21 protein-coding genes and 1 pseudogene are annotated in these 26,200 nt (G+C 72.0%); 7 read left to right on the top strand and 15 right to left on the bottom strand.

The window, feature by feature from the left end; all coding sequences use genetic code 11:
• The first annotated feature begins 208 nt into the window (after positions 1-208).
• Positions 209-1,150: an NADP-dependent oxidoreductase gene (locus ACFXJ8_RS39590; protein WP_379650024.1), complete on the top strand. Its 942-nt coding sequence runs from the start codon at positions 209-211 to the stop codon at positions 1,148-1,150.
• 99 nt (positions 1,151-1,249) lie between these two features.
• Positions 1,250-1,885, top strand: a complete 636-nt coding sequence (locus ACFXJ8_RS39585) for a TetR/AcrR family transcriptional regulator (protein WP_379650022.1) — start codon at positions 1,250-1,252, stop codon at positions 1,883-1,885.
• Here ACFXJ8_RS39585 and ACFXJ8_RS39580 read toward each other — a convergent pair.
• Complete coding sequence (locus ACFXJ8_RS39580) at positions 1,878-2,816, bottom strand: TIGR03885 family FMN-dependent LLM class oxidoreductase (RefSeq protein WP_379650020.1); 939 nt, start codon at positions 2,814-2,816, stop codon at positions 1,878-1,880. The genes ACFXJ8_RS39585 and ACFXJ8_RS39580 overlap by 8 nt on opposite strands.
• A gap of 137 nt (positions 2,817-2,953) precedes the next feature.
• On the opposite strand from ACFXJ8_RS39580, the gene ACFXJ8_RS39575 reads away from it, so the two are divergent.
• A complete protein-coding gene (locus tag ACFXJ8_RS39575) occupies positions 2,954-3,220 on the top strand; it encodes a DUF1876 domain-containing protein (RefSeq protein ID WP_379650018.1) in 267 nt (88 codons plus the stop codon).
• Positions 3,221-3,288: 68 nt separating this feature from the next.
• Here ACFXJ8_RS39575 and ACFXJ8_RS39570 read toward each other — a convergent pair whose 3' ends face one another.
• From ACFXJ8_RS39570 to ACFXJ8_RS39550, 5 genes are all read right to left on the bottom strand, one after another.
• Positions 3,289-4,308, bottom strand: coding sequence for a fatty acid desaturase family protein (locus tag ACFXJ8_RS39570; RefSeq protein WP_379650016.1), 1,020 nt, complete (start codon positions 4,306-4,308; stop codon positions 3,289-3,291).
• A 70-nt stretch (positions 4,309-4,378) separates the two neighbouring features.
• Positions 4,379-4,771 carry a hypothetical protein gene (locus tag ACFXJ8_RS39565; protein ID WP_379650014.1) on the bottom strand — a complete coding sequence of 131 codons (393 nt, stop codon included), beginning with the start codon at positions 4,769-4,771 and terminating at the stop codon, positions 4,379-4,381.
• Positions 4,768-5,838 carry a molybdopterin-dependent oxidoreductase gene (locus tag ACFXJ8_RS39560; RefSeq protein WP_379650013.1) on the bottom strand — a complete coding sequence of 357 codons (1,071 nt, stop codon included), beginning with the start codon at positions 5,836-5,838 and terminating at the stop codon, positions 4,768-4,770. The genes ACFXJ8_RS39565 and ACFXJ8_RS39560 overlap by 4 nt, the downstream gene beginning before the upstream one ends.
• Positions 5,835-6,473 (bottom strand): TIGR04282 family arsenosugar biosynthesis glycosyltransferase, encoded by a 639-nt coding sequence (locus ACFXJ8_RS39555; RefSeq protein WP_379650011.1) that lies wholly within the window; start codon positions 6,471-6,473, stop codon positions 5,835-5,837. Before ACFXJ8_RS39555 ends, ACFXJ8_RS39560 begins: the two co-directional genes overlap by 4 nt.
• On the bottom strand, positions 6,470-7,135 hold the full coding sequence (locus ACFXJ8_RS39550) for a glycosyltransferase family 2 protein (protein ID WP_379650009.1): 666 nt from the start codon (positions 7,133-7,135) through the stop codon (positions 6,470-6,472). The genes ACFXJ8_RS39555 and ACFXJ8_RS39550 overlap by 4 nt, the downstream gene beginning before the upstream one ends.
• Before the next feature lie 77 nt (positions 7,136-7,212).
• Between ACFXJ8_RS39550 and ACFXJ8_RS39545 the strand changes: the two genes are divergently transcribed.
• Entirely contained in the window at positions 7,213-8,457 is a 1,245-nt protein-coding gene (locus ACFXJ8_RS39545; RefSeq protein WP_379650007.1) for a hypothetical protein, read from the top strand.
• A gap of 66 nt (positions 8,458-8,523) precedes the next feature.
• On the opposite strand, the gene ACFXJ8_RS39540 is transcribed toward ACFXJ8_RS39545, so the two are convergent.
• The 3 genes from ACFXJ8_RS39540 to ACFXJ8_RS39530 all read right to left on the bottom strand — a co-directional run bounded on the left by ACFXJ8_RS39540 (position 8,524) and on the right by ACFXJ8_RS39530 (position 12,143).
• Positions 8,524-9,525 carry an NAD-dependent epimerase/dehydratase family protein gene (locus ACFXJ8_RS39540; protein ID WP_379650006.1) on the bottom strand — a complete coding sequence of 334 codons (1,002 nt, stop codon included), beginning with the start codon at positions 9,523-9,525 and terminating at the stop codon, positions 8,524-8,526.
• A 45-nt stretch (positions 9,526-9,570) separates the two neighbouring features.
• Positions 9,571-11,010, bottom strand: coding sequence for an N-acetylmuramoyl-L-alanine amidase (locus ACFXJ8_RS39535; protein ID WP_379650004.1), 1,440 nt, complete (start codon positions 11,008-11,010; stop codon positions 9,571-9,573).
• Positions 11,011-11,081: 71 nt separating this feature from the next.
• The gene (locus tag ACFXJ8_RS39530) at positions 11,082-12,143 is read right to left on the bottom strand and encodes a M23 family metallopeptidase (protein WP_379650002.1); all 1,062 of its coding nucleotides are present in this window, start codon (positions 12,141-12,143) and stop codon (positions 11,082-11,084) included.
• 832 nt (positions 12,144-12,975) lie between these two features.
• Here ACFXJ8_RS39530 and ACFXJ8_RS39525 point away from each other — a divergent pair.
• Both ACFXJ8_RS39525 and ACFXJ8_RS39520 read left to right on the top strand, forming a co-directional pair.
• The gene (locus tag ACFXJ8_RS39525; protein WP_379650000.1) at positions 12,976-13,566 is read left to right on the top strand and encodes an RNA polymerase sigma factor; all 591 of its coding nucleotides are present in this window, start codon (positions 12,976-12,978) and stop codon (positions 13,564-13,566) included.
• A complete protein-coding gene (locus ACFXJ8_RS39520) occupies positions 13,563-14,525 on the top strand; it encodes a CU044_5270 family protein (RefSeq protein ID WP_379649998.1) in 963 nt (320 codons plus the stop codon). The genes ACFXJ8_RS39525 and ACFXJ8_RS39520 overlap by 4 nt, the downstream gene beginning before the upstream one ends.
• 75 nt (positions 14,526-14,600) lie before the next feature.
• On the opposite strand, the gene ACFXJ8_RS39515 is transcribed toward ACFXJ8_RS39520, so the two are convergent.
• The 6 genes and pseudogenes from ACFXJ8_RS39515 to ACFXJ8_RS39490 all read right to left on the bottom strand — a co-directional run bounded on the left by ACFXJ8_RS39515 (position 14,601) and on the right by ACFXJ8_RS39490 (position 23,034).
• Positions 14,601-15,149 (bottom strand): GNAT family N-acetyltransferase, encoded by a 549-nt coding sequence (locus ACFXJ8_RS39515; protein ID WP_379649996.1) that lies wholly within the window; start codon positions 15,147-15,149, stop codon positions 14,601-14,603.
• Between the two features lie 118 nt (positions 15,150-15,267).
• Positions 15,268-19,221 (bottom strand): S8 family serine peptidase, encoded by a 3,954-nt coding sequence (locus ACFXJ8_RS39510; protein ID WP_379649995.1) that lies wholly within the window; start codon positions 19,219-19,221, stop codon positions 15,268-15,270.
• A gap of 62 nt (positions 19,222-19,283) precedes the next feature.
• Positions 19,284-19,406, bottom strand: coding sequence for a hypothetical protein (locus ACFXJ8_RS39505; protein WP_379649993.1), 123 nt, complete (start codon positions 19,404-19,406; stop codon positions 19,284-19,286).
• Positions 19,407-19,477: 71 nt separating this feature from the next.
• On the bottom strand, positions 19,478-20,005 hold the full coding sequence (locus ACFXJ8_RS39500) for a LuxR C-terminal-related transcriptional regulator (protein WP_379650029.1): 528 nt from the start codon (positions 20,003-20,005) through the stop codon (positions 19,478-19,480).
• A 1,830-nt stretch (positions 20,006-21,835) separates the two neighbouring features.
• A pseudogene (locus ACFXJ8_RS39495) lies at positions 21,836-22,330 on the bottom strand (AAA family ATPase); the annotation flags it as partial.
• Positions 22,331-22,479: 149 nt separating this feature from the next.
• Positions 22,480-23,034 (bottom strand): TetR/AcrR family transcriptional regulator, encoded by a 555-nt coding sequence (locus tag ACFXJ8_RS39490; protein WP_379649991.1) that lies wholly within the window; start codon positions 23,032-23,034, stop codon positions 22,480-22,482.
• Between the two features lie 52 nt (positions 23,035-23,086).
• Here ACFXJ8_RS39490 and ACFXJ8_RS39485 point away from each other — a divergent pair, with 52 nt between their 5' ends.
• Positions 23,087-26,197: a bifunctional cytochrome P450/NADPH--P450 reductase gene (locus ACFXJ8_RS39485; RefSeq protein ID WP_379649989.1), complete on the top strand. Its 3,111-nt coding sequence runs from the start codon at positions 23,087-23,089 to the stop codon at positions 26,195-26,197.
• Positions 26,198-26,200 lie beyond the last annotated feature (3 nt).

Raw genomic sequence — 26,200 nt, 5'->3', positions numbered from 1 at the left:
GGCACCACTTTAGGCAGCGCCTGCGCCTTCAACTCATCCCGATCTAGCTATGTAGTACTAGGCACAGCGGGCAGGCCGGGCACAGCGGGCAGGCCGGGCACATCGGTGTGCGTTGGGCGGGGCAATGTGCCGTCTTCCGTCATCCCGGCATTGTGCAACACACTCTTGGCACGCACAAGAAGTAACCAACGCACAGAAAGTAAGTGATATGCGAGCAGTAGCGTTCCACGACTTCGGCGCCGACCTCCTGACCGTCGAGCTGCCCGTGCCCGAGCCCGCGGCGGGCGAGGTGCTCGTGCGCGTCACGGCCTCGTCCGTCAACGGGTTCGACCTGGCCGCGCTGGGCGGCTATCTCAAGGGCGTCTACGAGTACGAGTTCCCCGTGGTGATCGGCAAGGACTTCGCCGGCACGGTGGCCGCCACGGGCGAAGGGGTGACGGGGCTGGCCGAAGGCGACGAGGTGTTCGGCGTCGTGTTGCGGCCCACGCTCGGGCAGGGCGGTTTCGCCGAGTACGTGGCGGTGAGCGCGGACCACGGCATCGCCCCCATCCCCGAGGGTCTCGACCACGCACGGGCGGGCGTCCTCGGCCTGGCGGGCACCGCCGCGCTGAACGCGGTCGACTCGGTCGCGCCGCTGGCCGGGGAGACGGTGCTCATCTCGGGCGCGACCGGCGGCGTCGGCGCGTTCGCGATCCAGCTCGCCGTCGCGCGCGGCGCCACCGTCATCGCCACCGCCGCCCCTGGCGTCCAGACGGCGTTCGTCACCGGTCTCGGCGCCCGCCACGCCGTCGACCCGGCCGGCCTGGCCGCGGGGGTGCGCGCGCTCGCCCCCGGCGGCGTGGCCGCCGCCCTGCACCTGGCGGGAGACGGCGATGCCGTGGCGGCGCTGCTGGCCCCCGGCGGGCGGTTCGTCTCCACCATGCACCATGTCCCCGATACCGCGGGCGTCCCCGGTACGGCCGAGCGCGGCATCACGGCGAGCACGGTCATGGCCGACCCGAGCCGGGCGACGCTCACCAGGCTCGCCGCCGACGTGGTCGCGGGCCGGTTGCGCGTTCCCGTCGCCAAGGTCTACCCGCTGGAGGAGAGCGGACAGGCTCTGGCCGATTTCACCGGCGGGACGACGGGCAAGCTTGCCATAGCGATCTGAGAGGGGATCAAGGCGGAAACGCCGCCCGAGGGGCGATTTGACCGGTATTTGTCGATCACGTGATTCGCCGATCAGATCCAGGATTCTAATGTCTCGTGTATGACGTCAGGAAAAGGGGGTGAACGGGAGCGCATCCTCCAGGCGGCGATCAGACTGTTCGCCGCCCTCGGCTACGACGCGACCGAGATCGGGCAGATCGCGGAGGCGGCGGGGCTGAGCACGAAGGCGGTGAGCTCCCAGTTCGGCGCCAAGCGGGACCTGTATCTCGCGGTCATGGAGCGCGCCCACACGACGCACGCGGCCGTCGTGGAGGCGAAGGTCAGGGACCTGCAGGCCGCCCCGCCCGCCGAGAAGGTGGCGGCGGTGCACCGGTTCATCGACGCCTACATCGACTTCGCCGCCGAGCATCCCGAGGTGCCCGCCCTGTGGATGCACCGCTGGCTGTCGGACGCCCGTGACGTCAGCAACCTCGAGGCGGAGTACGTGCAGCCGCTGGCCGAGTTCGCCATCGAGAACATCATCCCCGCGACGGAGGCGGAGGACGCCGACGTCCACTACACGATCAACACGCTGGTGTGGTGCGTGCACGGGTTCGTCCTCAGCGGGGTGTTCGACGCGGCGGGGCGGCGGCGCGGGCCCGACGACCCGCGCGCCCTGCGGCGCTTCCGCGCCCACATGCACCAGATGATCCACCGCACTCTGGGCCTGCCGGGGTCCCCGCCGGAGGTCACTTGACGACTTCGGCGAAGGCCTCGATGAACGGGCCCTGCTCCTTCCCGACGTGGTGCAGGTAGATCTCGTCGAAGCCCTGCTCGCCGTACGAGTGCAGCAGTTCGGCGTGCCGGCCCACGTCGGCCGAGACGTGCACGACCTCGGCCACCTTCTCGGGCGGCACGTCCGCGGAGATGCTGTCGAACAGCTCCACGCTGTCGAGGTCCCAGCACACCGGCGGCTCGAAGACGTTGGAGCGCCACTGGTCGTGGGCCAGCCGTAGCGCCTCCTCCTCGGTGGGCGCCCAGCTCAGGTGCACCTGCACGCGCAGCGGGCCGCGCCCGCCCGCCTCCCGGTAGGCCCGCGCCATGCTCGCCGCCCGCGGCCCGCCCACGGTGATCAGCCCGTCGGCCCACTCGGCGCACCAGCGCGCGGTCTCCTGGCTCACCGCCGCGCCGACGAGCGCGGGCGGCTCGGCGGGCAGCGTCCACAGCCTGGCCCTGTCCACGGTGACGAGCCCCTCGTGGGTGACCTCCTCCCCCGCCAGCAGCGCCCTGATCACCTCCACGCACTCGCGAAGCCGCGCGTTGCGCACCTGCTTGCGCGGCCACGGGTCGCCGGTGATGTGCTCGTTGGACGCCTCGCCGCTGCCGAGGGCGGCCCAGAACCTGCCGGGATACATGGCGGCCAGGGTGGCGACGGCCTGCGCGATGATCGCCGGGTGGTAGCGCTGACCCGGCGCGTTGACGACGCCGAACGGCAGCGACGTGCGCTCCAGCGCGGCGCCGAGCCAGGACCAGGCGAAGCCCGACTCGCCCTGCCGCACGCTCCACGGCGAGAAGTGGTCCGACGACATGGCCGCGCCGAAGCCGGCCTGCTCCGCCGCGGCGACCGCGTCGAGGAGCGCCCGGGGTGACACCTGCTCGTGAGAGGCGTGGAATCCGTACATAGGCATGGCGCCGCAGCTACCCGATCACGACCTCGACGAACCTGGGCCGAACCTGGATGGCCTGTTGGCCTCGCGCTCGCCGCCCTTCAAGGGGGATGCTGGGTGTATGACCGCATCGTCCCGTTCGTGACATGGGAGGCGTCATGAATACCAAGGAATGGACCGTCAAGATCGTCATCACCGAGGACGACGAGGACAAGCGCACCTCCGCCACCGCCACACTGTTCGCGCTCGACAACCGGCGGCACGAGAGCGTCGGCTACGCCCGACGTAACCCCGACGACCGTCCCGTCCCCGAGATCGGCGACGAACTGGCGGCGGGGCGCGCGCTGATGGACCTTGCCGACAAGCTGCTCGGCGACGGCGCCGAGGACATCGCCGAGCTGTCCGGTCCCGCCCGCGCCGTCTGAGTTTCGCGGCCCGGCCGCGACGGCGGGCGGCGCCTGGCGCCGCCCGCCCTGATCGGCCTGCGCCTGCGTCATGCCCGGATGGGCGCGCCCACCGCGTGCAGGTGCCTGAGCATCTCCCTGTACGACTCGATCAGCCCCGTCTCGTAGTACGGCACGCCGATCTCGGCGCAGTGCCGCCGCACGATCGACTGCGCCAGACGCAGGTGCGGAGTCGGCATGTTCGGGAACAGGTGGTGCTCGATCTGGTAGTTCAGCCCGCCCATCGCGACGTCGACGAACCGGCCGCCGCGCACCCCGCGGGTGGTCAGCACCTGGCGGCGCAGGTAGTCGAGCTTCTCGCCCGGCTTCAGCGTCGGCATGCCCTTGTGCCCAGGCGCGAAGACCGAGCCCATGTAGACGCCCCACAACCCCTGGTGCACGGCGAGGAAGACCAGCGCCTTGACCGGTGAGAGCACCAGGAACAGCGCGCCGAGATAGCCCACGGCATGCAGGCCGAGCAGCGCGCCCTCGACGAGCCGGTGCTTGGTTCTCGGCCTGAACAGCGCGCGGAAGCCGGAGACGTGCAGGTTCAGGCCTTCGAGCAGGAGCAGCGGGTAGAACAGGAACGCCTGGCGGCGGCCGACGAACCTGGCGACCCCCTTGCTCACCCTGGCCTGGTCGGTGGACCAGACCAGGATGTCGGGAGCGACGTCGGGGTCCAGTTCCTCGTGGTTGGGGTTGGCGTGGTGGCGGGTGTGCTTGTCCATCCACCAGCCGTAGCCCATGCCCACGAGGAGGTTGCCGGCGATCCACCCGGCCAGGCGGCTCGGGCGTTCGGTGCGGAAGATCTGGCGGTGGGCGATGTCGTGCCCGAGCAGCGCCACCTGGGCGAACATGATCGCGAAGAACGCGGCCACGAGGAGCTGCCACCAGGAGTCGCCGAGGGCGAAGAAGGCGGCCAGTCCCCCGGCGTACAGGCCGCCGACCGTGACCATCCTGGCCGTGTAGTACCCGGGCCGCCGCCGCAGCAGCCCCGCCGCCGTCACGCGCTGGAGGAGCCGGGCGTAGTCGCTGCCGGTCGCGGGCCTGGCGGTCTGGTCGATCGTCATGAGCCGAGTCTGTAGAAGATCTTTCCCTCGGGTAATGCCGCTGTCCCCCACGTCGGCAGGGGTGCCAGCCCTACCTCCGGGGAACATCGCGCGGGCGTGAGCACACGTCGGCGACGAGCGCCAGGACGACGAGGGTGAGCAGCACGACAGCGAGGTTGACCGGGTAGTCCAGCGGCAGCTGCGACGGGTTGTCGGCCCTGCGCCCGAATCCCAGCACCATCGGCAGCGCGACGATCGTGACCAGCCCGCCGACCAGCGCCGCCACCCGGTACGGCAGGCGCAGGCGGCGCAGGGCCAGCCCGGCGGCCAGGACCAGCGGCACGATCACCAGGTCGTGCGCGACGACCACGCCGCCGAACCACAACGCCCAGCTCAGCAGGTCGCTCCGGTCGGCGTCGAGGATCAGGCCGCCGAAGCCGAGGAGGATGAGCGCGCCCCCGAGGGCGTATCCCGCCGTCTTCATGCGATCACGATCCTGCGCACCCACTTGGTCTGGTGGACGCCGGGCCGGTTGGGTGCGATCAGGCGGACCGGGTAGCCGTGGTCCAGATGCAGCCGTTCCCCGTTGACGCGCAGGGCCAGCAGCGTGAGCGGGTCGTTCCAGTGCGGCGGCCTGATCTCGCTGGTGCGGTAGCCGCCCCTCTTCTCCATCGATTCGACGGTGAGGACGGCGTCCGGAGCGGCGCCCGCGTCACGCGCCAGGTCGGCGAGTCTGACGCCGGTCCAGCGGGCGGAGGCGCTCCAGCCTTCGACGCACGCGATCGGCAGTTCGACGGTGTGCTGCGGCAGCCGTTCCAGGTCGGCGTAGGTCAGCGAGAGATCGCCGATGTCCAGCCGGTAGTCCGCGCCCGCCGCGCTCACGCCCGCGGCGAGGGCGCTCCTGTTGACGGGCAGGCCCTGCGGCCCGATCGAGGGAGCGCGCGGGGCCAGCACGGCCACCTGTCGCAGCGGGGTGAAGCTCTCGCCCACGGTGAGCAGCGCGGTGACCCCTGAGGCGGCGGCCACGGTGAGCAGGAAGCCGCGCCGGTCGCGGTCGAGCGGCTCCGGGATCGAGCGTCTGACCTTGGCCCACTCGTTGATCGCGTGGATCACCAGCGCGCCGTACACGATGAAGGCCGTCCAGTAGTGCGCGACGGGGAAGAAGAACGACCACGGGTAGGTGTAGGCGATGTTGAGCAGGCCGGACACGAGCTGGAACAGCGAACCGGCGACCAGCAGCAGGACCAGCCCGCGCTCGACGGCGTGCGCCGCCGAGCGGAACGGCGGCCACTGCCACAGTTTCGGGTAGACCGTCCAGAGCTTGGCCAGCAGCAGCGGGATCGTGGCCAGCCCCGCGATGACGTGCACGCCCTGGGTCAGCTGATACAGCCAGACAGGTCGCGAGGGCCAGTCCAGCCACGCGGGCGGCTGCTGCAGGAAGTGGCTGAACAGACCGGTCGCGAAGGCGACCGTGAAGCTGACACCGAGGGCGAGGCCGAGCCTGGCGGCCACCCCCTCGGAGCGCAGCGCGCTGGTGAAACCGATTATCATCGCGGTGCTCCCATCGACGTCAGGGCGGCGGCGAACCTGGAGCCGGGCGCCTGCGCGGCCACCGTGAACGCGTCCCGCGCCGTGTCCACGTCGGTCAGCTCGGGGACGGTGGCCACGCTCAGCCCGGCCCCGCGCAGGCGGCGCAGCTGGGCGGCTCCCGTCGTGGGCCGCGACATCGGCACGCCGAGCAGCAGCGCGGGGTCGGGGCGGCGCAGGCCGAGCAGCCAGAAGCCGCCGTCGGCGGCCGGGCCGTAGACCGCGTCGTGCTCGCCCAGCGCCCGGCAGGCCAGCCCCATCAGGTACGGCGTGGCCTGCGGCGTGTCCATGCCGATGAGCACGACCGGCGCCCCGTGCAGCAGGTAGGCGTCGCAGAAGGCGGCGGCCAGCCGCTCGTCGAGCCCCCGCCCCCGCTGCGGGATGACGGTGAACCCCGAGGGCAGCCAGGCGCCCGGCAGCCCGTCGAGCGCCAGGACGCGGTGCGCCACCCGCGCGGCGGCCACCGCGTGCAGGGTGTCCTCCAGCGCCGCCGCGGCCAGCCGGGCGGCCTCCTCGGCGGTGAACGGCGGCGTCAGCCTGGTCTTCACCCGTCCCGCCACCGGTTCCTTGGCGATGACGACGATCTGCGCGCACATCATCGGCGCTCACCCTGCTCGGCCCAGACCCGCCGCATGTCGGCGATCGCGCGCAACGTGCCGCGTACGGTCCCCGTCACCTTGGACCGCCCCTGTCTGGGCAGGTAGGAGATCTCGACCTCGACGATGTGCCAGCCGGCCGCCGCGGCGCGCAGCACCGTCTCCAGCGGATAGCCGAACCGCCGGTCGGCGACCCGGAGGGCGAGCAGACCGGCACGCGGGGCCGCGCGCATGGGGCCGAGATCGCGCAGCCGTACCCCGGTCCGGCCGCGCAGCGCCCTGGCGAGCACGGCGTTGCCGAGCCTGGCGTGCGCAGGCCACGCGCCGCCCTGCCTGACGACGCGCCGTCCCAGCACCAGATCCCTCGACCCCGGCCGCACCCTGCCGGTGACGTGCGGCAGCTCCATCGGGTCGAGGGAGGCGTCGGCGTCCATGAAGCAGACGATGTCGGCGGTGGCGGCCAGCAGCCCCGCGTGGCAGGCCGCGCCGAATCCGCGCCTGGGCTCGCTGACCACCTGCGCGCCGAGCTCGGCGGCCACCGCGGCCGACCGGTCGGTGGAGCCGTTGTCCACGACGATGGGGTGGTAGCCGGCCGGCATCCGCCCGAGCACCCACGGCAGGGCCGCCGCCTCGTCCAGGCACGGCAGGACGACGTCGATCTTCATAGTTCCGACGCTAGACCCGGGCTGACCAGGCAACTCTTACGAAGTGGTGACGTACGGTGGGCGGTGTGGTGACCCGGATGCGGCCACAGGTCATGACCGGCGCTCCGGTGATCGTCTGGGTGACGCTGATCGCCGTGGCTTTCGCCGTGGGGGCGGACCTGCGCGAGCTCGGCGCGCTGCCCATCGACCGCTTCCCTCCGCTGCACGGGCGGCTCAGGGTGCTGACGGTCACGCTGCTGCCCGCCGTGCTGGTGGCGGTCGTCGCGGTGTGGGTGCTGCCCGGCCTCGTGCTGCGCGCGGGGTTCCGGCGGGCCCTGTGGGCCGCCTTCGCGTTCGCGCTGGCCTGGACGGTGGCGCTGGCGATCTCGGATGACGGGCTGGCGGCGCCGTTCACCCACAAGGAGGAGTACCTGGCGGTGCTGCCCGTGGTGGGCGACGATCCGCTCGGCTGGCTGCGCTCCTTCACCGAGGAACTGCCCGCCTACCCGACCCATGTGCGCGGCCATCCACCGCTGCCCGTGCTCGTGGTGTGGCTGCTGGCCGCCGTGGGGCTGCCGGGGCCGCTGCCCGCCGCCGTGCTGGCCGTCGCGGTGGGCTGCTCGGCGTCGGTGGCGATCGCGCTGACCGTGCGGCGGGTGTCGGGTGAGGAGGCGGCCAGGCGGGCGCTGCCGTACCTGGCCCTGACGCCCGCCTCGGTCTGGCTGGCCACGACCATGGACGCGCTGTTCGCGGGGGTGGCTGCCTGGGGGGTGGCGATGCTGGTGCTCGGGCGCTCCCCCGTGGTCCGTACGGCGTGCGCCGTCACGGCCGGCGTGCTGCTGGGGGCGCTGCCGTACCTGAGCTACGGGCTGGTCCCCTTCCTGCTCGTGCCGGTGGCGGTCGGTTTCGTCGTACGGCTGCCGCGGCAGGTCGTGCTGCCCGCGCTCGGCGGGGCGGCGGGGGTGAGCGCGGCGTTCGCGATGGGCGGGTTCTGGTGGCCGGCCGGCGTGCTGGCCACGTACGCCGAATGGGCCGCCGACCCGGGGGCGGCCAGGCCCTACCTGTACTTCCTCGTCGCCAATCTCGCCGTGCTGGCGCTGCTGACCGGGCCCGCCACCGCCGTCGGCCTGGCCAGGGGACCGGGGCCGATCGTGGGCGCGGCCCTGGTGGCGGTGCTCGCGCTGGACGTCAGCGGCGTGACGCGCGGCGAGGTCGAACGCATCTGGCTGCCCTACGCGCTGTGGATCGGCGCGGCGGCGGGCCTGGCGCCCGGCCGCGGCTGGCTCGCCGCCCAGGCGGTCACCGGCCTGCTGCTCCAGGGCCTGGTGGCCTCACCCTGGTGAGCGGGTTCCGACGCGGCCGGAATCCCAGAGACTCCGGCCAGCTGGGCTCCAGACGACGGGCTTCGATCAGCCGGGCTCCGGTGCGCCCAGCGGCGCCCAGGCGAACTCGCGCATGCCCTCGGCGAACCCGATCGCGGCGATGAACCCCAGTTCCCTGCGCGCCCGGGACGAAGAGGCCACGATGTGGCGCACGTCACCGAGCCGGTACTCCCTCGTCGTGACCGGCGCGGGGCCGCCCCGCTCGGCGGCCAGCGCGGCGGCCAGCTCGCCCACGGTGTGCGGCTCGCCGCTGGCGACGTTGTAGGCGGCCAGCATGCCGGGGCTGCCCGCCACCAGGGCGGCCAGGTTCGCCCGCGCCACGTCGCGCACGTGCACGAAGTCGCGGCGCTGCCCGCCGTCCTCGAAGACCCTCGGCGGCCGGCCCGCCTCCAGGGCGGAGCGGAACACGGCCGCCACCCCCGAGTACGGTGTGTCCCTGGGCATGCGCGGGCCGTACACGTTGTGGTAGCGCAGCGCGACCGCCACGCCACCGGTCTCCCTGGCCCAGTTGGCGGCCAGGTGCTCCTGGGCGAGCTTGGTCGTGGCGTAGGCGTTGCGCGGGTCCATCGGCGCGTCCTCGCCGATCGGCGCGGGGCTCAGCCTGGCGCCGCATCGGGGGCAGCGCGGCTCGAATCGGCCCCGCGCGAGATCCTCCTCGGCACGGGCGGCGGGACGGACCGGGCCGTGCTCGGCGCAGTCGTAGGCGCCCTCGCCGTACACCACCATCGACGAGGCCAGCACCAGCCTGCCGACGCCGTGCCTGGCCATCGCGGCCAGGAGGACGGCGGTGCCGTACACGTTGACGGAGGCGTAGGCGGGCAGGTCGGCCACGTCGACGCCCAGCCCGACCTTGGCCGCCTGGTGCACGACGGCCGCCACGCCTGGCAGCAGCCGGTCCACGGCGGCGCCGTCCCTGACGTCGGCGCCCGACCGCAGATCGAGGCCCACCACCTCGTGTCCGGCCTCGGCCAGGACCTCGGCGACGTGACTTCCGATGAACCCGGCCGAGCCGGTGAGCAGCACCTTCACGCCGCCGAGCCTAGGCCGACGCCCTCGCCAGTGGCACGTAAGCAGCTATCCGCAGTGCTCGAACGGACTGTTGTAGACGGCCGAGCCGGCCTTGCCGCCCCACTTGACGCACTTGTCGGCCGCGCTCGCGCGCACGGGACCCGCGTAGTAGGCGAAACTGCCCGAGTCGGTCGCGCGGGGCTTGCCCTGCACCTCCAGGTAGGCGGTGGTGGCCGTGGGCGTGCCCAGCGAGGTCTTCTTGAGCGTGGCCACGCAGTTGTTGCCGTTGGCCGTGTTGTACAGCAGGTACACCGTGCCGGCCGTGCCGAGCGCCGCCGAGTCGATCACCTTGTAGCCGCTGCCGCACACCGACTCGGGGGTGTGCGGGTTGCCGCCGCTGCCGCCGGTGACGTAGCTCATGTACCTGGCCCAGTCCCAGTGCGGTCCTGGGTCGGTGTGGTCGGCCTGGGGCACCTGGTTGTGCCCGACGATGTGGGTGCGGTCCTTGGGGATGCCGTACCGGTCGGCGATGTTGCGGGTCAGCGCCGCCGAGGCCCGGTACATCGCGTCGGTGAACCAGGAGGCGTTGTCGACGAAGCCCTCGTGTTCGATGCCGACCGAACGCCGGTTGTAGGTGCCCGCGTGGAAGGCCCTGTCCTTCTCCCTGACCATCTGGGTGATATCACCGTCGGAGGAGCGCACCACGTAGTGCGCCGAGCTGGGGTTCGGCCTCGGCCCGGTCTGGAACCAGGAGATCGTCCCGGCGTAGGAGCCCTGCGCCACGTGGATGACGATCCGGTCGATCACGTCACCGGTGGGCCGGTTGGAGACGGCGTAGTTGCTGCTGTGGGCGGGCACCCAATGGGCCGACGGGTAGTCCACGGCCGCGGCCGCGAGGCTCCTGTTCAGGTCCCGTGCCTTGCCGTACGCGCCGCGGTCGGGCTGGATGGAGCGCGCCTGCACGGTGACGTTCTCGCCGTCGGGGGTGGCGGCCTCGACGCCGTCGGCCAGCAGCTCGTAGACGGTGTCGGCGTACAGCCTGGCCACCTCGGGCGAGGCGGCGTTGCCGTACCTGGCCACCGCCGGATACCACTTCGCCGGGTCCCTACGGGCCGCCGCGTCCAGGCCGAGCTCGTCGGCGTAGCCGCGCAGGACGGCCGCGCCGCCCGCGATGTTGGCCGCGTCGTCGGTCTTCAGCGTGGCGACGGGCTGGTCGGTGAGCGTGGCCGCGCGCTCCAGCGTGTCCGCGGTGGGGTTGCTGACCAGGTGCATCACGCCGTAGCCGCCGCTGGCGCTGGGCCGGCCGTCGTGCCCGTCCAGGTGCGTCTCGGCGTAGGCGAGGGTGACCAGCAGGTCGCGCGGGACCTCGTAGGTGGTGGCCGCGCGGGCGAACGCGTCGGTCATGGGATCGGCGGCGACGGCGTTCGCCGGCTGTCCCAGCAGGAGGGAGAGGGGGATGAGGGAGCCGGTCAGCAGGGCGGCCGAGCGGCGGAGTCGAGCCTTCACAGGTTCTCCTCGGAGGAAGGGGGGGTTGATCGAAGAAACCGCCTCCCGCGCGGGGAGGCGGTGCTCACGCGTCAGCCGCAGTGCTCGAAGGGGCTGTTGTAGACGGCCGAGCCGGCCCTGCCGCCCCACTTGACGCACTTGCCCGGCGCGCTGCCGCGCACGGGGCCGGCGAAGTAGGCGAAGTTGCCGTCGTCGGTGACACGGGCCTTGCCCTGCACTTCCAGGTACGCGCCGGTGGCGCTTGCCTTGCCCAGCGAGGTCTTCTTGATCGTGGCGACGCAGTTGTTACCGTTGCCGGCGTTGTAGAGCAGGTAGACGGTGCCGGCGGTGCCCAGGGCCGCCGAGTCGACCACCTTGTAACCGCTGCCGCAGACGGACTGCGCGGTGTGCGGGTTGGTGCCGCCGCCGCCACCTCCGCCGCCGCACGTGTTCTTCGACGTGAGGGTCTGCACTCCGCTCCTGTAGTCGAAGGTGACCCCGTTGAAGACGGCCTGGCGGATGTTGTCCGGGTAGCCGGAGCCCTGGCGCACCTCGTAGTGCAGGTGCGGCGAGATGTTGTTGCCGGGCCTGCTGGTGTTGCCGACGGTGCCGATCTTCTGGCCCTGGGCGACGCGGGCGCCCGCGCTGACGGAGCGGTTGGTCAGGTGCGCGTAGAAGGTTTGCCAGCCGCCCCCGTGGTCGATCTTGACCAGGTTGCCGAAACCGTTGAGCGAACCCTGGTGGGAGGAGATGACGACGGTGCCCGCGGCGGCGGCGGCGACGGTGTCACCGCGGTCGGCGTCGGCCGTGCCACCCCTGTTGAAGTCGATCTCGTAGGCCCTGTGGGCGCTGCTGCCGATGTTCTTGCCGGTCCAGGACTGGCCGCAGGGGAAGGGGAGCTGGAAGTTGGTCGACGCCATGAGAGTCGCCGACCGCTCGGCCACGCCGGCCTCGTTCGGCGGGTCGTTGTTCTCGCCGGGCGTGGCGGTCGGGACGGGCGCGGGGGTCTGCGTGGACCCGGGGGCCGGAGTCGACGTGCGGGTCGGCGTGGGGATGACCGGTGGGTTCGCGGCGGCCGCGGCCGTCGCGCCGGTGAGTCCGAGGACCCCGGGTAACAGGACACATCCAGCAGTGATCATCAGCTTGAGTCTCACGTTGATCCTTTCTGGATGCCGGTGGGCGTGCGGCCCCGCCGGCATGGAAGAGGTTGGCCGTCGCACCGTGCATGAGGTGCGGATTCGCGGCCATTCACCCGCCGATGCACGTGGCACATCGTGCGGAGGAGCCCGTCACGGGTGTCTACCGTTCAGGGTGCGTTGGCTCCGGAGCTGAAGTGGTGATCAGCTTGCCACGCGATCACCTGAAAAGTGGAGATATCAGGCCAACTTGCGTACCAAACACCCGAATACGAGCATTCAGACCCGCTTCTACCTGCGAAAACGCAAGATTTTTCGTCCGAAGGGCAGCCCCTGTCCGCGGGCATGCCGACTCGGGCCTCCGCGCCGGTCGTGAGCGCGCGGCGCGAAGGCCCGGATACGGCGGGCCTCAGCCCGCGAGCAGCCTGCCCGCCGGGATGATCTGGCGCGGAATGCCGCAGAAATTCATCGTGATGTCGTGCACCGCCGCGCTTAATGTGCGCCGAGCCAGTGCGCTCCTCCTTCTCCTGCCAGAAATGTCCACAAGATGCCGAGGAGAATGACATAGGAGGATGATCAGGGAGCTACATGTGAAAGATTTCCTTTCCGCCGTGAACCGTTCCACGCCCCGGAGCGTCGGCATGGAGGCCGTCATCCCCGCGCCTCGACTGGAAGCTGGACTGGCCGGAGGACGAGCACGGCCGTACCGAGACCCCGTGGATCCGCCACCGCTCCTCGCGCGCCGACGCCGCGGAGCACCTCACGAGCGTTTCCTCCCGCCCTGATGGACGGTCCTCCAGCTGTAGGTGTTCGGTGAGAACCCGATCCGATCCATCGGGAGACAGCAGGCATGACACGAACACAACCGGCGGAGATGGTCGAGGCGGACGACGCCGAACTCATCCGCCGGTCTCATGACGATCCCGAACAGTTCGCGGTGCTGTTCGACCGCTACATCAAACAGATTCACCGCTACGTCGCCAGGCGGCTCGGCGCACAGGCCGCCGACGACATAGCGGCGGAGACGTTTTTGACCGCCTTCCGCCGGCGCGCGTCCTACGACATCACGCAGCCGCTGGCCAGGCCATGGCTGTACGGCATCGCGACCACCCTCATGGCCAGGCACCGGCGGGACGAGGAGCGCTACCTTCGCGCGCTGAGCCGTACAGGGGTGGACCCGTTACCCGAGCCGATGGCAGACACGGTCGTCGGCCGGGTCGCCGCGCAGGTAGAGGACCGTCGGCTAGCGGGGGCGCTGGCGAGCCTGTCCCAAGGCGACCGTGACGTGCTGCTGCTAGTGGCCTGGGAGGACCTGGCCTACGAGGAGGTGTCGCAGGCGCTGGGCGTGCCGATCGGCACCGTTCGCTCCCGCCTGCACCGGGCGCGCAAGAAGACCAGGGTCGCCCTCGGCGGCGACGATCCGACGAGAGAGGTCGCATGATGGACGAGATCAGGCAGTTCCGAGGATCGACCCCGGTGATCACCCGTGAGGCCGAGGAGGCGGCCCGCGCCCGGCTGCTCCGGGCGATGCGGGAGCCGGCCATGGCTCCGGCTCCTGTCAAGCGGCGGCGCGTGCCCCGCCTGGCGTGGCGACTCGCGATCGCCGCGACGGCCGCGGTCGCGATCGGCGGCGGCATGGTCGTCGTGCGGGGGGCCGACCAGCCCGCCACGGTCGCCGTCGCGAGCGTCGAGGAGCTCGGCGAACGGGCCGCCGAGTCCGTCCTCGGCGAGGTCGTCCCTTCGCCAGGCCAATGGCTGTATGTGAAGACGGTGCTGGGAGCGCAGATCTCGCCACCCAGGCCCGAGGTGGATCCCGTCAAGCGCGAGACCATCGACCGCTGGTTCAGCCTGGACGGCAAGCAGGTGGCCGAGACGACCGAGACAGGCAAGCTCGTGTTCGCGGATCTCACCAGCGAGTTCGAGGAGCCCGGCCCCGTCATCACCGGCCGCGACCTGGCTCAGGCCCCCGTTACTCCTGAGGGAGTGCTCGCGAAGGTGACGGAGGTCGTCGAGAAGACCCCCGCGTCGCCGTTCGACGACGGCGCGTCCAAGCAGCAGCTGGTGTTCGTGAGGATCCTGGAGCTGATGGCAGGCGAGCCGCTCACGCCCGAGGTGCGGGCCGCGCTGTTCCGCGCGCTGCCCATGATCGAGGGCGTGACGCTCAAGCAGGACGCCGTCGACGCGGCCGGCCGCAAGGGGGTCGCCTTCGCCTTCCCCGGGCGATGGGAGCTCCTTGAGATCATCCTGAACGCGGAGGACTTCGCATTCCTCGGCACGTACGTCGAGGCGATCGCCGACCGGACCTTCCCCGGTGGCGGGCTGGTCAAGGCCGGCTCCGTCACGGGCTGGTCGGCCCAGCTCGAGACCGTGGTCGTCGACGAGCCGGGCAAGCGCCAGTAGGGAGAGCGCCGGGGCCTCCGGCGAGTCAGCGCTCGGGGAGGCCCCCACATGTTCACGAAGTCCCGGACGCGAAGATCAGAGGTTGTCCTTCGAGGTCGGCTTCCAGTCCTGGGCGAGGAGCCCGAGCAGCACATCGTCCAGGAACTCGCCCATCACCCAGGCCGAGGAGCGCAGCACGCCCTCGCGGACGAAACCGTTGCGCTCGGCGGAGCGCAACATCGCGGCGTTGTCCGACAGCGTCTCGATCTGCAGTCGCTGCAGGCCGCGCACGACGAAACCGTAGTGGCACAGCACCGCGACCACGTCGGTGCCGTAGCCCTTGCCGCGGGCCGACGGCAGCAGCCCCAGCCCGATGTGCGCGGACCGGTTGTGGTTGTCGATGCCCCACAGCGTCGCGGTGCCGACCAGCGTGCCGCCGTCCAGCTCCACGACCGAGAACGGGACGTGCCCTTGCTCGTTGTCGTCCACCACGAGCCGCGGATCCTTCGAGCCGGGTGTGATCGGCCGCCACGGCCGGCTTTCGGCCCGCGAGGCGCCGACCACGTCGTCGTAGAGCTCGGCCAGCAGGATCGGAATGTCGTCCTCGTGCCGGGCCCTGAGCCCGACCTTGTTACCTCTCAGCATGCGAGCTTCCTACCCGACCGGGCTGTCCGGCGGCAAACCAGGATCTCGCCCAGGGATCTCCTGTGTCATGCGAGACCGGCCCGCCCTCCGGGTGGAGGGCGGGCCGGTCGGCGGACCGCTACCGCAGCGGGAAGACCCGGGTGCTGGTCTGCTTGACCCGGTTGCCCGCCTCGTCCCACGCCTCGGCCCTGAGGCTGACCGCGCCGGTGGTGGCGCGCAAGGCGGGGTACCGGACAGTGGCCGTGTACAGACCGCCTGAGCCGCGCTTGAGCGTGACGGGCTGCCAGGTGGCGCCGTCGTCGGTGCTGGCCCACAGCTTCAGCCCGGCGATCTTCGGCATCGTCGCCGTCGACCGCGAGTGGTAGGCCTCCACCTGGAAGGTGTGCTTGCGCCCCGCCGCCACCGCGTTGCCGGAGTCACCGCCCAGCGCGTAGCTGACGAACACCGCCGGAGTCGGCCGGCAATGCTCGCCCCACCCCTCGATGAACCAGGAGTTGCAGGCGACGCCCGGCTGCACCGCGTCCGCGGCGGGCGGCCCGGTGAAGGTCCACTCGACGTCGTTCACGGCGTTCTTGGCCGTCAGCCGGTAGACGCCTTCGGAACTGGGAAGCGTGTAGCGCGGCGCGTTACCGGCCAGCGGCTCGACGCCCTCGCGAGCGATCTCCTTCCCGTCGCGGTACAGGTGTGTCTCGTACAGCGGGGTGAACGGCTGCTGGGTCGACCAGTAGTCGTCGCCGTCGACGCGGGTGCCGCCGACGCCCGAGACCTCGGAGAAGTCGGCCCACAGCTTGTCGCCCTGCACGCAGATCGCGCACGTGGCCGACAGCGGCTGCTCCTTGAGCACCCCGGCCTTCGGGTCGTACAGCGCGGCGGCCTCGTCCTCGACCGTCGCGGCGCCCGGGGTGCCGGGCGCGAACCACACCTGCCGCGTACGGCCCGGCTTCGCGTAGACCTCCGTCAGGTACCGGGCATGCACGCCGGTGGTGCCCGTGGGATCGGGCGCCATGCCGCGCATGTGCAGCACCGAGGGGTCGGTCGGCCAGACGTATTCCGTACGGCCCTGCGGCGCGAGGCCGACGAGGTCGGACTCGGCGGGCGAGATGCTCCAGCGGGAGGCGTCGTCCACCTTGTAGGCCACGGTCCACTCCCAGTAGCCGATCGGCTTGGGCGCCCGGATGTCCAGGTCGACGCGGGCGACGTCCCGCTCGCGCACCGTGTAGTGCATCGACGAGGGGATGCGCCCCTCCTCGTACGGCGTGAGTGCGTAGGTGTAGGGCGAGTACTGCGTGCCCGTCACCCGGATGCTCAGCGGGCCGCGCTTGACCTGCTCGCGCAGGGCGAGCCCCTCCTTGGTGGAGACGTATGCGTTGGCGATGCCGATCGGCTTGTGCGGACCGGTGAACGGCTTCTGCCACATCGGCAGCGGGATGGCGCAGGCGGTCTCGGCCGTGGGGTAGATCAGCAGACCGGCGGCGCCGGCGTCCCTGACGGCGCCGATGCGCTCGATCTGCGCGCCGCAGGACGGGTTGCCGAAGACGTCGGTGACGCCCTCGGCCCCCATCAGGGCGAGCTTGCCCCGCAGGTCGAGTCCGGCGAGCTCCTCGTCACTGCCCAGGCCAACGTCGGCCACCGGGAGCTCCGAGGTGCCGGTGAACGGCTTCCAGTCGGGGTGGCTGTCGACCTGTCCCTGCCAGCGCAGGTTCACGGCCGGGTTCAGCTCGATCCCGCCACCTCGGCGGCCGACCACGCTCATGTCGAGCTGGGAGTGCCCGAGCGTCCACTGCGTGGAGAAGCGGAAGTCGCCCTTGGTGACCTTCTTGGTCGGCAGGGCCCACAGCTTGCCCCAGGAGCCGGTCGGCACCCCGCTCACCACGGCCCCGGCGAAGAGCTCGCCCTTGGCGTTCGTGCGCTGGTAGAAGGTGTTGTACCCGTTGTTCAGCGGTTCGGCCGGCTTGGGCGTGCTGAAGCGGACCTGGGTGGTCTTCCTGGCATCGAGCGTGATCTCGGTGTCACCGGTGATGGTGAGCTCGGGCTCGAACAGCCACGCCCGGTTCTTCTTGCTGTCCGCGTCGACCCACTCGATCACCTGCAGCACGCTGACCGTCCCGGCCGGGACCCTGGTGACCACGACGCCGTTATCGATGATCATGTGCGGGCCGAGCTGGCCCTTGCGCCCGTCGAGGTCGACGACGTCCTGGGCGAAGGGGGTGCGCGGCTTGCCGTCGCGGCCCAGGGTGCGGATGGTCAGCTCGTAGGTCGGGGCGTCCCGCACCGCGCCCACCGGGGTGGTCAGGCTCACGCCGTCGGCCACGGCCGTGACCGCACCGCCGTACTGGCCGATCTCCAGACCCTCGGTGGCGAGCGTGACGGTCGTGGTGGCCGTGCCCTTGGCGGGGACGGTCAGCGTGGCGTCCGCCGTGCTCAGCCGGTCGCCCTGCAGGGCGGCCTTGAGCGTGAGGGTGACCGGCTGGTCGCCGAGGTTGGTGTAGGCGAGCTCGCGGGTCATCGGCGTGCCCGACTGGTCCAGCAGGCCGAAGTCGAGGTTCGGCGTGGCGGCGAACACGGTCTGCGAGGCCGCGCGGGCCACGTCGACCCGGCCGGCGCCACGCTGGTAGACGGTCCCGCCGACGTCCTTGGACGTGGACATGAGCGCGGCCTTGAGCTGCTGCGGCGTCCAGTCCGGGTGCACCTGCGCGACGATCGCCGCGGCCCCGGCCACGTGCGGCGTGGCCATCGAGGTGCCGGACGCCTTCGTGTAGTGGTCGTCGACCGGGCCGCCCATCGCGGTGCCCGCGGCGCGCGCGGCGGCGATGTCGACGCCCGGCGCTGTGATGTCGGGCTTCAGCGCGGCGTCACCGACGCGCGGCCCCTGGCTGGCGAAGTCGGCCTGCTTGTCCGCCTTGTCCACCGCGCCCACGGTCAGCGCGGCGTCCGCGGTGCCGGGCGTGGAGACGCTCTCCGGCGTGCCGACGTTGCCCGCGGCGATGACGAACAGCGCGCCGGTGGCGGCGGTCAGGTCGTTGACCGCCTGGCTCATCGGGTCGGTGCCGTCGGTCGCATTCGCGCCGAGGCTCATGCTGACCACCTTGGCGCCGCTCGCCGTGGCCCACTCCATCGCGTCGATGATCCCCGACTCGTCGCCGGAGCCGGTGTCACCCAGCACCTTGCCGACCAGCAGCCGCGCGCCGGGCGCGACGCCCTTGTTCGCGCCACCCGAGGCGGCTCCGCTGCCCGCGATGGTGGACGCGACGTGGGTGCCGTGGCCGTGCCCGTCCTTCGCGGTCTCGTCCGGCACGAACGAACGCGCCTCGACGATCTTCCCGGCCAGGTCGGGGTGGGTGGCGTCGACGCCGGTGTCGAGGACGGCGACGGTCACGCCCGTGCCGTCGTGCCCTGCCTTCCACGCCTCGGGCGCCCCGATCTGCGGGACGCTCTCCGACAGGTCGGCCTTGACCTTGCGGTCCAGCCAGACCTTGGCGACGCCGCCCTGCAGCCTGGCGACGCCCTTGGCGTCCGGCGCGGCGTGCAGCGCGGCCCAGAAGGAACCGGCCTCGCCCTTGGCGACGTCGAGCGCGGTGCCGTTGATGCTCTCCAGCGTCTTGGTGGGCGCGCTGGCCGGGATCGCGTCGGCCGAACTCCTCGCGGCGGCGAACCCCTTCGGGTACTGCACGATGACCGGCAGCCGCTGCGTCTGGGCGTCGGCGTAGCCGTTCTCGGCCAGGTACTTGACGTTGAACAACTCGCGGTCAAGCAGACCCGACTGGATCGCGGGGAAGGCGTCGTCGGGCAGGACGTAAACGCCGTCCGGGCCCGAGCGCACGAACAGCGACGCGACGCGGCCGTCCGGCCTGACCCCGCCCTGCTGCTCGATCGCGTAGCGCCCGCCGCCGGTGTCGGTCAGCGTGACCTTGTCGCCGGTGATCAGGGTGACGGTGTGCGGGCCCTTGCCCGCACCCTTGAGGGGGATCGGCTGGTACGGCTGCGCCTGCGCGGGAGGCTGGGCCGCCAGGGTGGCGGTGACCAGCGCGAGAACCGAGGTGAGCGCGAGCGAGCCGCGCCGCAGCCGGCTCACGCCACTCCTCCAGGTAAGGGGTTCATGCTCATGGGGGGATGCTTCGCCTTTCAGAGGGTGGGTCAGAGCGGCTCGAAGCCGTCCGGTGGCTGGGGCTCCTCCGTGCTCCCCGGCTCGTCCGGCTGGAGCTCGGGCCGCTGTGGATCGGGCACGCGGTCGGTGCGGGCGGGCGTGTCTTCGGGCATGGGGAAAGACTCGCGCGCACCCCGAGAACGGAGATATGGGGCGGGCATGGGGTGAACACCCCAATTCCGGATCAGGAACCTGGGGTGCCACCCAGGTGACGCCCCAGTTCGGTGCGTGAGCGTGCGCCCAGCTTGCGCATGGCCGCGCCCAGGTGCTTGTCGACCGTCTTCGGCGACAGGAACATCTGCCGGGCGATCTCCTGGTTGGTCAGCCCGCTCGCGGCGAGCCTGGCGACCTGCGACTGCCGGGCGGACAGGCCCTCCGCCTCGCCGCCCTGGCCCGGCCGTATCCGGCTGGTGGGGCGCAGGCCCCAGCGGCGGCCGAGCTGGGTGGCCCGGTCGAGGTCCCAGCGGGCCTCCAGCCGGGTGTAGGCCTCGATGGCCCGCGTCAGCACGGGTTCGGCCCCCGGATCGCCGAGTTCGAACAGGCAGGCGGCCTGCTGCTCGACGGCCTGGGCCGCGTCGTAGGCGGCGGGCAGCTCCGCGTAGGCCGCGGCCGCCTCCCCGTACCGCTCGGCGGCCCGCGCCCACCGCCCGGCGTGCGCGTCCAGATGCCCGTGTGCCTGCGCCAGAGCCGGTACGGCAAGCGGCGCGTCCATGCCACGCAACCGGGTCTCATAGCGGCGGGCCAGTTCGGCGGCCTCCTGCGGCCTGCCGGCGGACAGCAGCGCTTCCGTCAGCGCGGCGACGGCCCGCACGCCCACCGGCCACAGGTCCCTGGCCTCCCACCCGGCGACCACGTCGGCCGTCTCCACGACCGCCGTCCCGGCCTCGTCACCGACGGAGGCGAGCCGCAGCAGCATGGTCACCGGAGCGCCCAGCATGTCGAGGTCGCCCCGCACCCGCAGGTCGCGGATCAGCTCGGCGAGCATGGCCCACGCCGCGTCGAGCCGGCTGGGCGCCGGAGCCAGGCAGGCCGCGATGAGGTCGGCCAGCAGGCGTTCCTGCGGGCGGTTGCTGCACTGTTCGCGCAGCTCGGCGACCTCCTCGCGCAGCCCGTCCCACGCGCCGCCGTGGTAGCGCGCCAGGGCAAGGCAGGCCCGGAGCGCGAGATCGTCCCGGGCGGAGACGCTCGCCCCGCGACCGGCGTCCAGGGCCGACTCCAGCAGCCGCACGGCCACCCGGTGGTGTCCTGCCTCGACGGCGGAACCGGCGACCGACTTGTAGGCGCCGACCTCCCGGCGGCTGACGGGACGGCCGCCGGTCTCGGCCAGGATCCGCTCGGTCAGCGCCCACCAGCGCGGATCGCCCGAGATCACGAAGACCATGGCGACCTTGCCGAGCACGAACACCCGCGGCCCCGGCTCGCCGTCGTCGGGCACGGTCTCCAGGGCACGCTCCAGCCACGGCAGGCGCTCGGCGAACGGCACGTCCGTCGTGGTCGGCAGGCCCACGCCGACCATGGCCCAGGCGGCCAGCTCCGGCAGCTCCGTCAGGTCGGGCACCGCGTCCGCGAACGCCTGCCGTACCCGCAGGGTGTCGACCCTGGTGGTGTCGAGATACAGGGCGAGCAGGATGCGCAGCTCTCCGCGCAGGCGCCGGGGCAGGTCGTGGCTCAACGCCTCCTCGATCAGCTCACCGATGGCGGGGACGCGCAGCGTGTAGATGGCCGCCCAGCCGAGGCGGATGGTCAGCTCGGCTCGCCGTACCGGATCGAGGCCGGCGTGCCGTAGCACCTCCTCCAGCAGGCGCGCGGCCTCGGCGTCGTTGCCCAGCCCCGCCGCGTGCTCGGCCGCCGCGACCGCCGCCGCCACCCATTCGTCCGAACGGCCCGCGTGGCGCAGGTGGTGGGCGACCTGGCCGAGCGGGGTCGGCCGCAGGGTGCGGGTCGCCACGGCCGCGGCGGCGTGCAGCGCCTGACGGCGTCCGAGCGTGACGCCCTCGTAGACGGCTTCGGCGGCCAGCACGTGGCGGAAGGCCACGAGGCCGCCCTGCTCGGTGAGCAGCCCGGAGTCGAGCGCCTCGTCCAGCGCCTCGGTGCCGGTCACCCCGGCCACCTCGACGAGCACCGCGGCGGGCACGGCCAGCCGCAGCACGGCGGCTGCCTCCGTGACCGCCCGTGCGCCGGCCGGCATCCTGGCCACGCGTTCCCGCACCGGGGCACGCACGCCCGCCGGCACGTCCAGCTCGTCCAGAGTACGGCGGGCCCATCCGCCCTTCCACCGGATCAGCTTCCCCTGCGTGCGCAGCATCGCGAGCAGTTCCTGGATCGCGAGCGGCAGACCGGAGGAGCGGGCGCACAGGTGCTCGGCGAACTCGGCCGACACCTCCTGGGTCTGCAGGATCGCCGCCGCGAGCGCGCGAGTGCCGGCCACGTCCAGCGGCCGTAACGCGATGTGCTCGCTGGTGATCGTGTCAGCCGGGCGCGCGGTCGCCGCCCGCAGCGCCGGATCGGCCTCCTCCCCCCGGTAGGTCAGCACCACCGACAGGCCGGCGGGCAGCGCCCGTACCAGATAGGCGAGAAACTCGACCGTCTGCTGGTCGGCCCAGTGCAGATCCTCCAGCACCAGCACCGCCGGGCCCAGCGCCGCCAGCACCTCCACCAGCCCGCGCAAGACCCGATGCAGCTCCGCCGCCCGGTCCTCCAGCGACGGCGGCGCCTCCGGCAGCACCTCCTGCAACTCCGGCAGCAGAGCGCGTAACGCGCCCGCCACCGGCGACAAGGCGGCCCCGCTCAACTCGGCGGCCCGCTCGCGCAGCGCCTCCACCACCGGACCCAGCGGGAACGGCTCCCTGACCTGGCCGCAGCCGCCCTTCAACCACCGCAGCCCCGCGACTTCCGGCCGGATGGCCAGCTCCGCCACCAGCCGCGTCTTGCCGATCCCGGCCTCACCCTCCAGCACGACCACTGACGGCACCGCCACCACTGCCGCGACCAGCCGGTCCAGCTCGGTCTCACGCGCCACCAGAACCGGTGACACCATCCGACCTGCACCTGTGATCACGGCACGACCTTACACACCACTCGAAGCGTGCGAACAGGACTCTCAGCAGGATGTGCGTCGTTCAGGCGACAAACGGAGACATGCCCTGCCGCGCGTCCGAGGTGCGGGCCCCAGGGGCCTCCGGCGGGTCAGTGCTCGGGGAGGCCCCTGGTGATCAGGTCGATGGCGATCTCGAAGTTCGCCTCCGCCTGGTCGCCGCCGATGTGGCCGAGCGACTCGGCCAACAGCAGGCCCCACACGAAGCCGTGCAGCACGTCCGCGGTCCCCAGCCGCTTGTCCTCCGGCACCCCCGCGGCGGGCAGGATCCTGAGCAGCACCTCCCACAGCCCGCCCTCCTTCAGCTCGATGACGTCGGGATGGTTGTGCACGTACGTCCACAGCGCCGGGTGGGTGCGGGCCAGCCTGCGATAGGCGTAGGCGAGCGCCCTGAGCTGGTCCTGCCACGGCGCGCCGTCGGCGGGCGGCAGGTGAAGCAGCGGAACGACGGTCTCGAGGCAGATGCCCTTGATGAGCTCCGTCTTGTTCGCCACGTGGTGGTAGAGCGACATCGGGTTCACGTCGAGCTCGGCGGCGAGCTTGCGCATCGACAGCGACTCCACGCCACCGGCGTCGATCAGCCGCAGCGCCGTGGCTCTGATCTCCTCGACCGTCAGGGGCGTACCCCTCCGCGCGCTCACTCCCATACACCGTATGGTAGCTTCATCCATACGGTGTATGGCAACGCATGGAGCACTCATGAAGGCGATTCCCGCCCCGCAAGGACTTCCGCTGCTCGGCAACACCCTGCAGATCCCGAGCGACACCCCCAGCCTGTACCTCGGAGACCTGGCGAGCAGGTACGGCGAGGGCATCTTCCAGCTCGACCTGCTCGGCCGCAGGGTCGTGTTCGTCCACGACCCCGATCTGGTCGCCGAGGTGTGCGACGAGACCCGCTTCTACAAGGGCATCAACCCACCACTGTCGATCGTGCGCGACTTCGCCGGTGACGGGCTGTTCACCGCCAGGCACGACGAGCCGGTGTGGGGTCACGCCCACCGCATCCTGATGCCCGCCTTCAGCCAGCGTTCGATGAAGGCCTACTACCCGCAGATGCTGGAAGTGGCCGAGCAGCTCATCGCCTCGTGGGGCGCGCGTCAGGGCGAGGACCTGCCGGTGTCCGACGACATGACCAGGCTCACGCTGGACGTCATCTCGCTGACCGGGTTCGGCTACCGGTTCAACTCCTTCGACTCGCCCGAGCTGCACCCGTTCCTGCGGGCGATGGGCGGTGCGCTGACCGAGGCCATGCACCGCAACCGGCAACTCCCCTTCGTCACCAAGCTCAAGCGGAAGAACGAAGAGGCCTACCAGCGCGACATCACGGTCATGCGCGACCTCGTGGACGACGTGATCAGGCAGCGCCGCGCCGAAGGAGGGAACGGCGGGAAGGACCTGCTCGGCCTCATGCTGGACGCCTCCGACCCGAAGACCGGCGAGCGGCTGTCGGACGAGAACATCCGCAACCAGGTGCTCACCTTCCTCATCGCGGGACACGAGACGACCAGCGGCCTGCTGTCCTTCGCCATGTACAACCTGCTGCGCGACCCACACGCGCTGGCCCTGGCCTACGACGAGGTGGACCGGCTGCTGCCGGGCGACGAGCCGCCCACCTACGAGACGATCATGAAGCTGGACGTGATCCCGCGCATCCTGGAGGAGACGCTGCGGATCTGGTCCCCCATCCCCGCCTTCAGCGTGAGCCCCTTCGCCGACGACAGCATCGGCGGCTACCCGGTGGCCAAGGACCAGCCGGTCGTCGTGCTGCTGCCGCCGCTGCACAGGAACGCCAAGGCCTGGGACCGGCCGGAGGAGTTCGACATCGACCGCTGGCTGCCGGAGCAGAAGGCGCAGCACCACCCGGGCGGCTACAAGCCGTTCGGCAACGGCGAGCGCGCCTGCATCGGCCGCCAGTTCGCGCTGACCGAGGCCCGGCTCGCGCTGGCGATGATCCTGCGCCGCTTCGCCATCTCCGACCCCGCCGTCTACCGGATGCAGATCAAGCAGACGCTCACCCTCAAGCCCGACAACTTCACGATCAGGGTCCGCGAGCGCAGGGCGCACGAGCGCGCCGCCGTCGTCGCGCCAACTGTGGAGCAGGCCGAGCAGCAGGACGTCGCGGTCACCGGCGTGCCGCTCACCGTGGCGTACGGCTCGAACCTCGGCACCTGCCAGGACCTGGCCGAACGGTTGGCCGAGCGGGCCGGCCGCTCCGGTTTCGCCACCACGCTGACCACGCTGGACGACCTCCAACCGCCCGGCGAGGGGCTGCTGCTGGTGATCGCCTCCTCCTACAACGGCAAGGCGCCCGACAACGCCCAGCGCTTCGACGCGCTGGAGGAGCTGCCCGGCCTTTCAGGGGTACGGCTGGCCGTGCTCGGCTGCGGCAACACCCAGTGGCCCACCTACCAGGACTTCCCCCGCCGTGCCTTCGACAAGCTGACCGCGGCGGGCGCCGTACCGCTGGTCGAGCGAGGCGAGGCGGACGCCGACGGCGACTTCGACGGCGACGTGTCGGCCTGGACGGCCAAGCTGTGGGCGGCGGTGGCCGAGGAGTACAGCGCGTCGGCCGCCGACGCGGGGCCGCGCTACGAGCTGGACGTGCTCACCGAGGCCGAGGTACGGCCCGCGGTCGTGTCGGCCAGGGCCGTACCGCTGACAGTGATCACCAACGAGGAGCTGACCGGCGACCCCGCGGGGCTGTGGGACTTCTCGATCGAGCAGCCGCGCCCGGGGGTCCGCTCGATCGTCGCCGAGCTGCCCGAGGGCGTCGAGTACGAGGCGGGCGACCACCTGGCGGTCTTCGCCAAGAACGACCCCGAGCTGGTGGAGTGGGCGCTGCGCACCCTGCGGGTGCCGAGGGATCGGGTCGTACGGCTGCGCGCCCAGGGCCCCACGCACCTGCCGGTCGACACGCCGGTGACGGCCGGGCTGCTGCTCACCGAGTTCGCCGAACTGCAGGAGGTGGCCACCCGCGCCGACCTGGACGCGCTGGCCGCCCACACCGGCTGCCCGTGGACCACGCGGCAGCTGGCCGAGCTGTCGGCCACCTACGCCGACGAGGTGCTCGCCAAGCGGCTGTCGGTGCTCACCCTGCTGGAGCGCTTCCCCGCGGTGGAGCTGCCGCTGTCGGTGTTCCTCGAGCTCGCGGGGCCGATCAGGCCGCGCTACTACTCGATCTCCTCCTCCCCGCTGGCCGAGCCGGGCCGGGTGCGGATCACCGTCGGCCTGGTGGAGGGGCCCGCGTGGTCGGGTACCGGCGCCTACCGCGGCATGTGCTCGGCCTACCTGGCGGGGCTGACCGAGGGCGAGGTCTTCTACGGCTACATCCGGGTGCCCGCGCCGCCGTTCCGGCTGCCCGACGACCCGAGCACGCCGGTCATCCTGGTCGGTCCCGGCACCGGATTCGCGCCGCTGCGCGGGTTCATGGAGCACCGGGCGCTGACCGGGACCACCGGCAGGGCCGAGGTATTCACCGGCTGCCGCCACCCCGAGCACGACCTGCTGTACCGGCGGGAGGTCGAGGAGTGGGCGGCGGCCGAGGGGGTGCGCCTGCACACCGCGTTCTCCGCCGTGCCAGGGCACCCCTACCGGTTCGTCCAGGACGCCGTCGCGGCGCAGGCCGAGGCGGTGTGGGAGCTGCTGGAGCAGGGCGCGCACGTCTACGTCTGCGGTGACGGGCTGCGCATGGCGCCTGCCGTACGGCGGGCACTGCTGGAGATCCACCGCGACCAGACGGGCACGGACGGCGAGGCGTGGCTGGCCGGGCTCGAAGAGCGGGGCCGCTACCAGCAGGACGTGTTCGCCTGACAA

Origin of the sequence: Nonomuraea sp. NPDC059194 (genome assembly GCF_042754765.1) — a bacterium.
Taxonomy (GTDB): domain Bacteria; phylum Actinomycetota; class Actinomycetes; order Streptosporangiales; family Streptosporangiaceae; genus Nonomuraea.
This window is presented reverse-complemented; position numbering and strand designations above follow the sequence as displayed.

Coding starts and splice junctions, on each gene's coding strand:
- ACFXJ8_RS39565 (WP_379650014.1), bottom strand. CDS start 4,771: ATGAAGACGGCGGGATACGCCCTCGGGGGCGCGCTCATCCTCCTCGGC.
- ACFXJ8_RS39485 (WP_379649989.1), top strand. CDS start 23,087: ATGAAGGCGATTCCCGCCCCGCAAGGACTTCCGCTGCTCGGCAACACC.
- ACFXJ8_RS39520 (WP_379649998.1), top strand. CDS start 13,563: ATGATGGACGAGATCAGGCAGTTCCGAGGATCGACCCCGGTGATCACC.
- ACFXJ8_RS39585 (WP_379650022.1), top strand. CDS start 1,250: ATGACGTCAGGAAAAGGGGGTGAACGGGAGCGCATCCTCCAGGCGGCG.
- ACFXJ8_RS39550 (WP_379650009.1), bottom strand. CDS start 7,135: ATGAAGATCGACGTCGTCCTGCCGTGCCTGGACGAGGCGGCGGCCCTG.
- ACFXJ8_RS39490 (WP_379649991.1), bottom strand. CDS start 23,034: ATGGGAGTGAGCGCGCGGAGGGGTACGCCCCTGACGGTCGAGGAGATC.
- ACFXJ8_RS39560 (WP_379650013.1), bottom strand. CDS start 5,838: ATGATAATCGGTTTCACCAGCGCGCTGCGCTCCGAGGGGGTGGCCGCC.
- ACFXJ8_RS39505 (WP_379649993.1), bottom strand. CDS start 19,406: ATGCCCGAAGACACGCCCGCCCGCACCGACCGCGTGCCCGATCCACAG.
- ACFXJ8_RS39555 (WP_379650011.1), bottom strand. CDS start 6,473: ATGATGTGCGCGCAGATCGTCGTCATCGCCAAGGAACCGGTGGCGGGA.
- ACFXJ8_RS39570 (WP_379650016.1), bottom strand. CDS start 4,308: ATGACGATCGACCAGACCGCCAGGCCCGCGACCGGCAGCGACTACGCC.
- ACFXJ8_RS39545 (WP_379650007.1), top strand. CDS start 7,213: ATGCGGCCACAGGTCATGACCGGCGCTCCGGTGATCGTCTGGGTGACG.
- ACFXJ8_RS39590 (WP_379650024.1), top strand. CDS start 209: ATGCGAGCAGTAGCGTTCCACGACTTCGGCGCCGACCTCCTGACCGTC.
- ACFXJ8_RS39580 (WP_379650020.1), bottom strand. CDS start 2,816: ATGCCTATGTACGGATTCCACGCCTCTCACGAGCAGGTGTCACCCCGG.
- ACFXJ8_RS39575 (WP_379650018.1), top strand. CDS start 2,954: ATGAATACCAAGGAATGGACCGTCAAGATCGTCATCACCGAGGACGAC.
- ACFXJ8_RS39525 (WP_379650000.1), top strand. CDS start 12,976: ATGACACGAACACAACCGGCGGAGATGGTCGAGGCGGACGACGCCGAA.
- ACFXJ8_RS39500 (WP_379650029.1), bottom strand. CDS start 20,005: ATGGACGCGCCGCTTGCCGTACCGGCTCTGGCGCAGGCACACGGGCAT.
- ACFXJ8_RS39515 (WP_379649996.1), bottom strand. CDS start 15,149: ATGCTGAGAGGTAACAAGGTCGGGCTCAGGGCCCGGCACGAGGACGAC.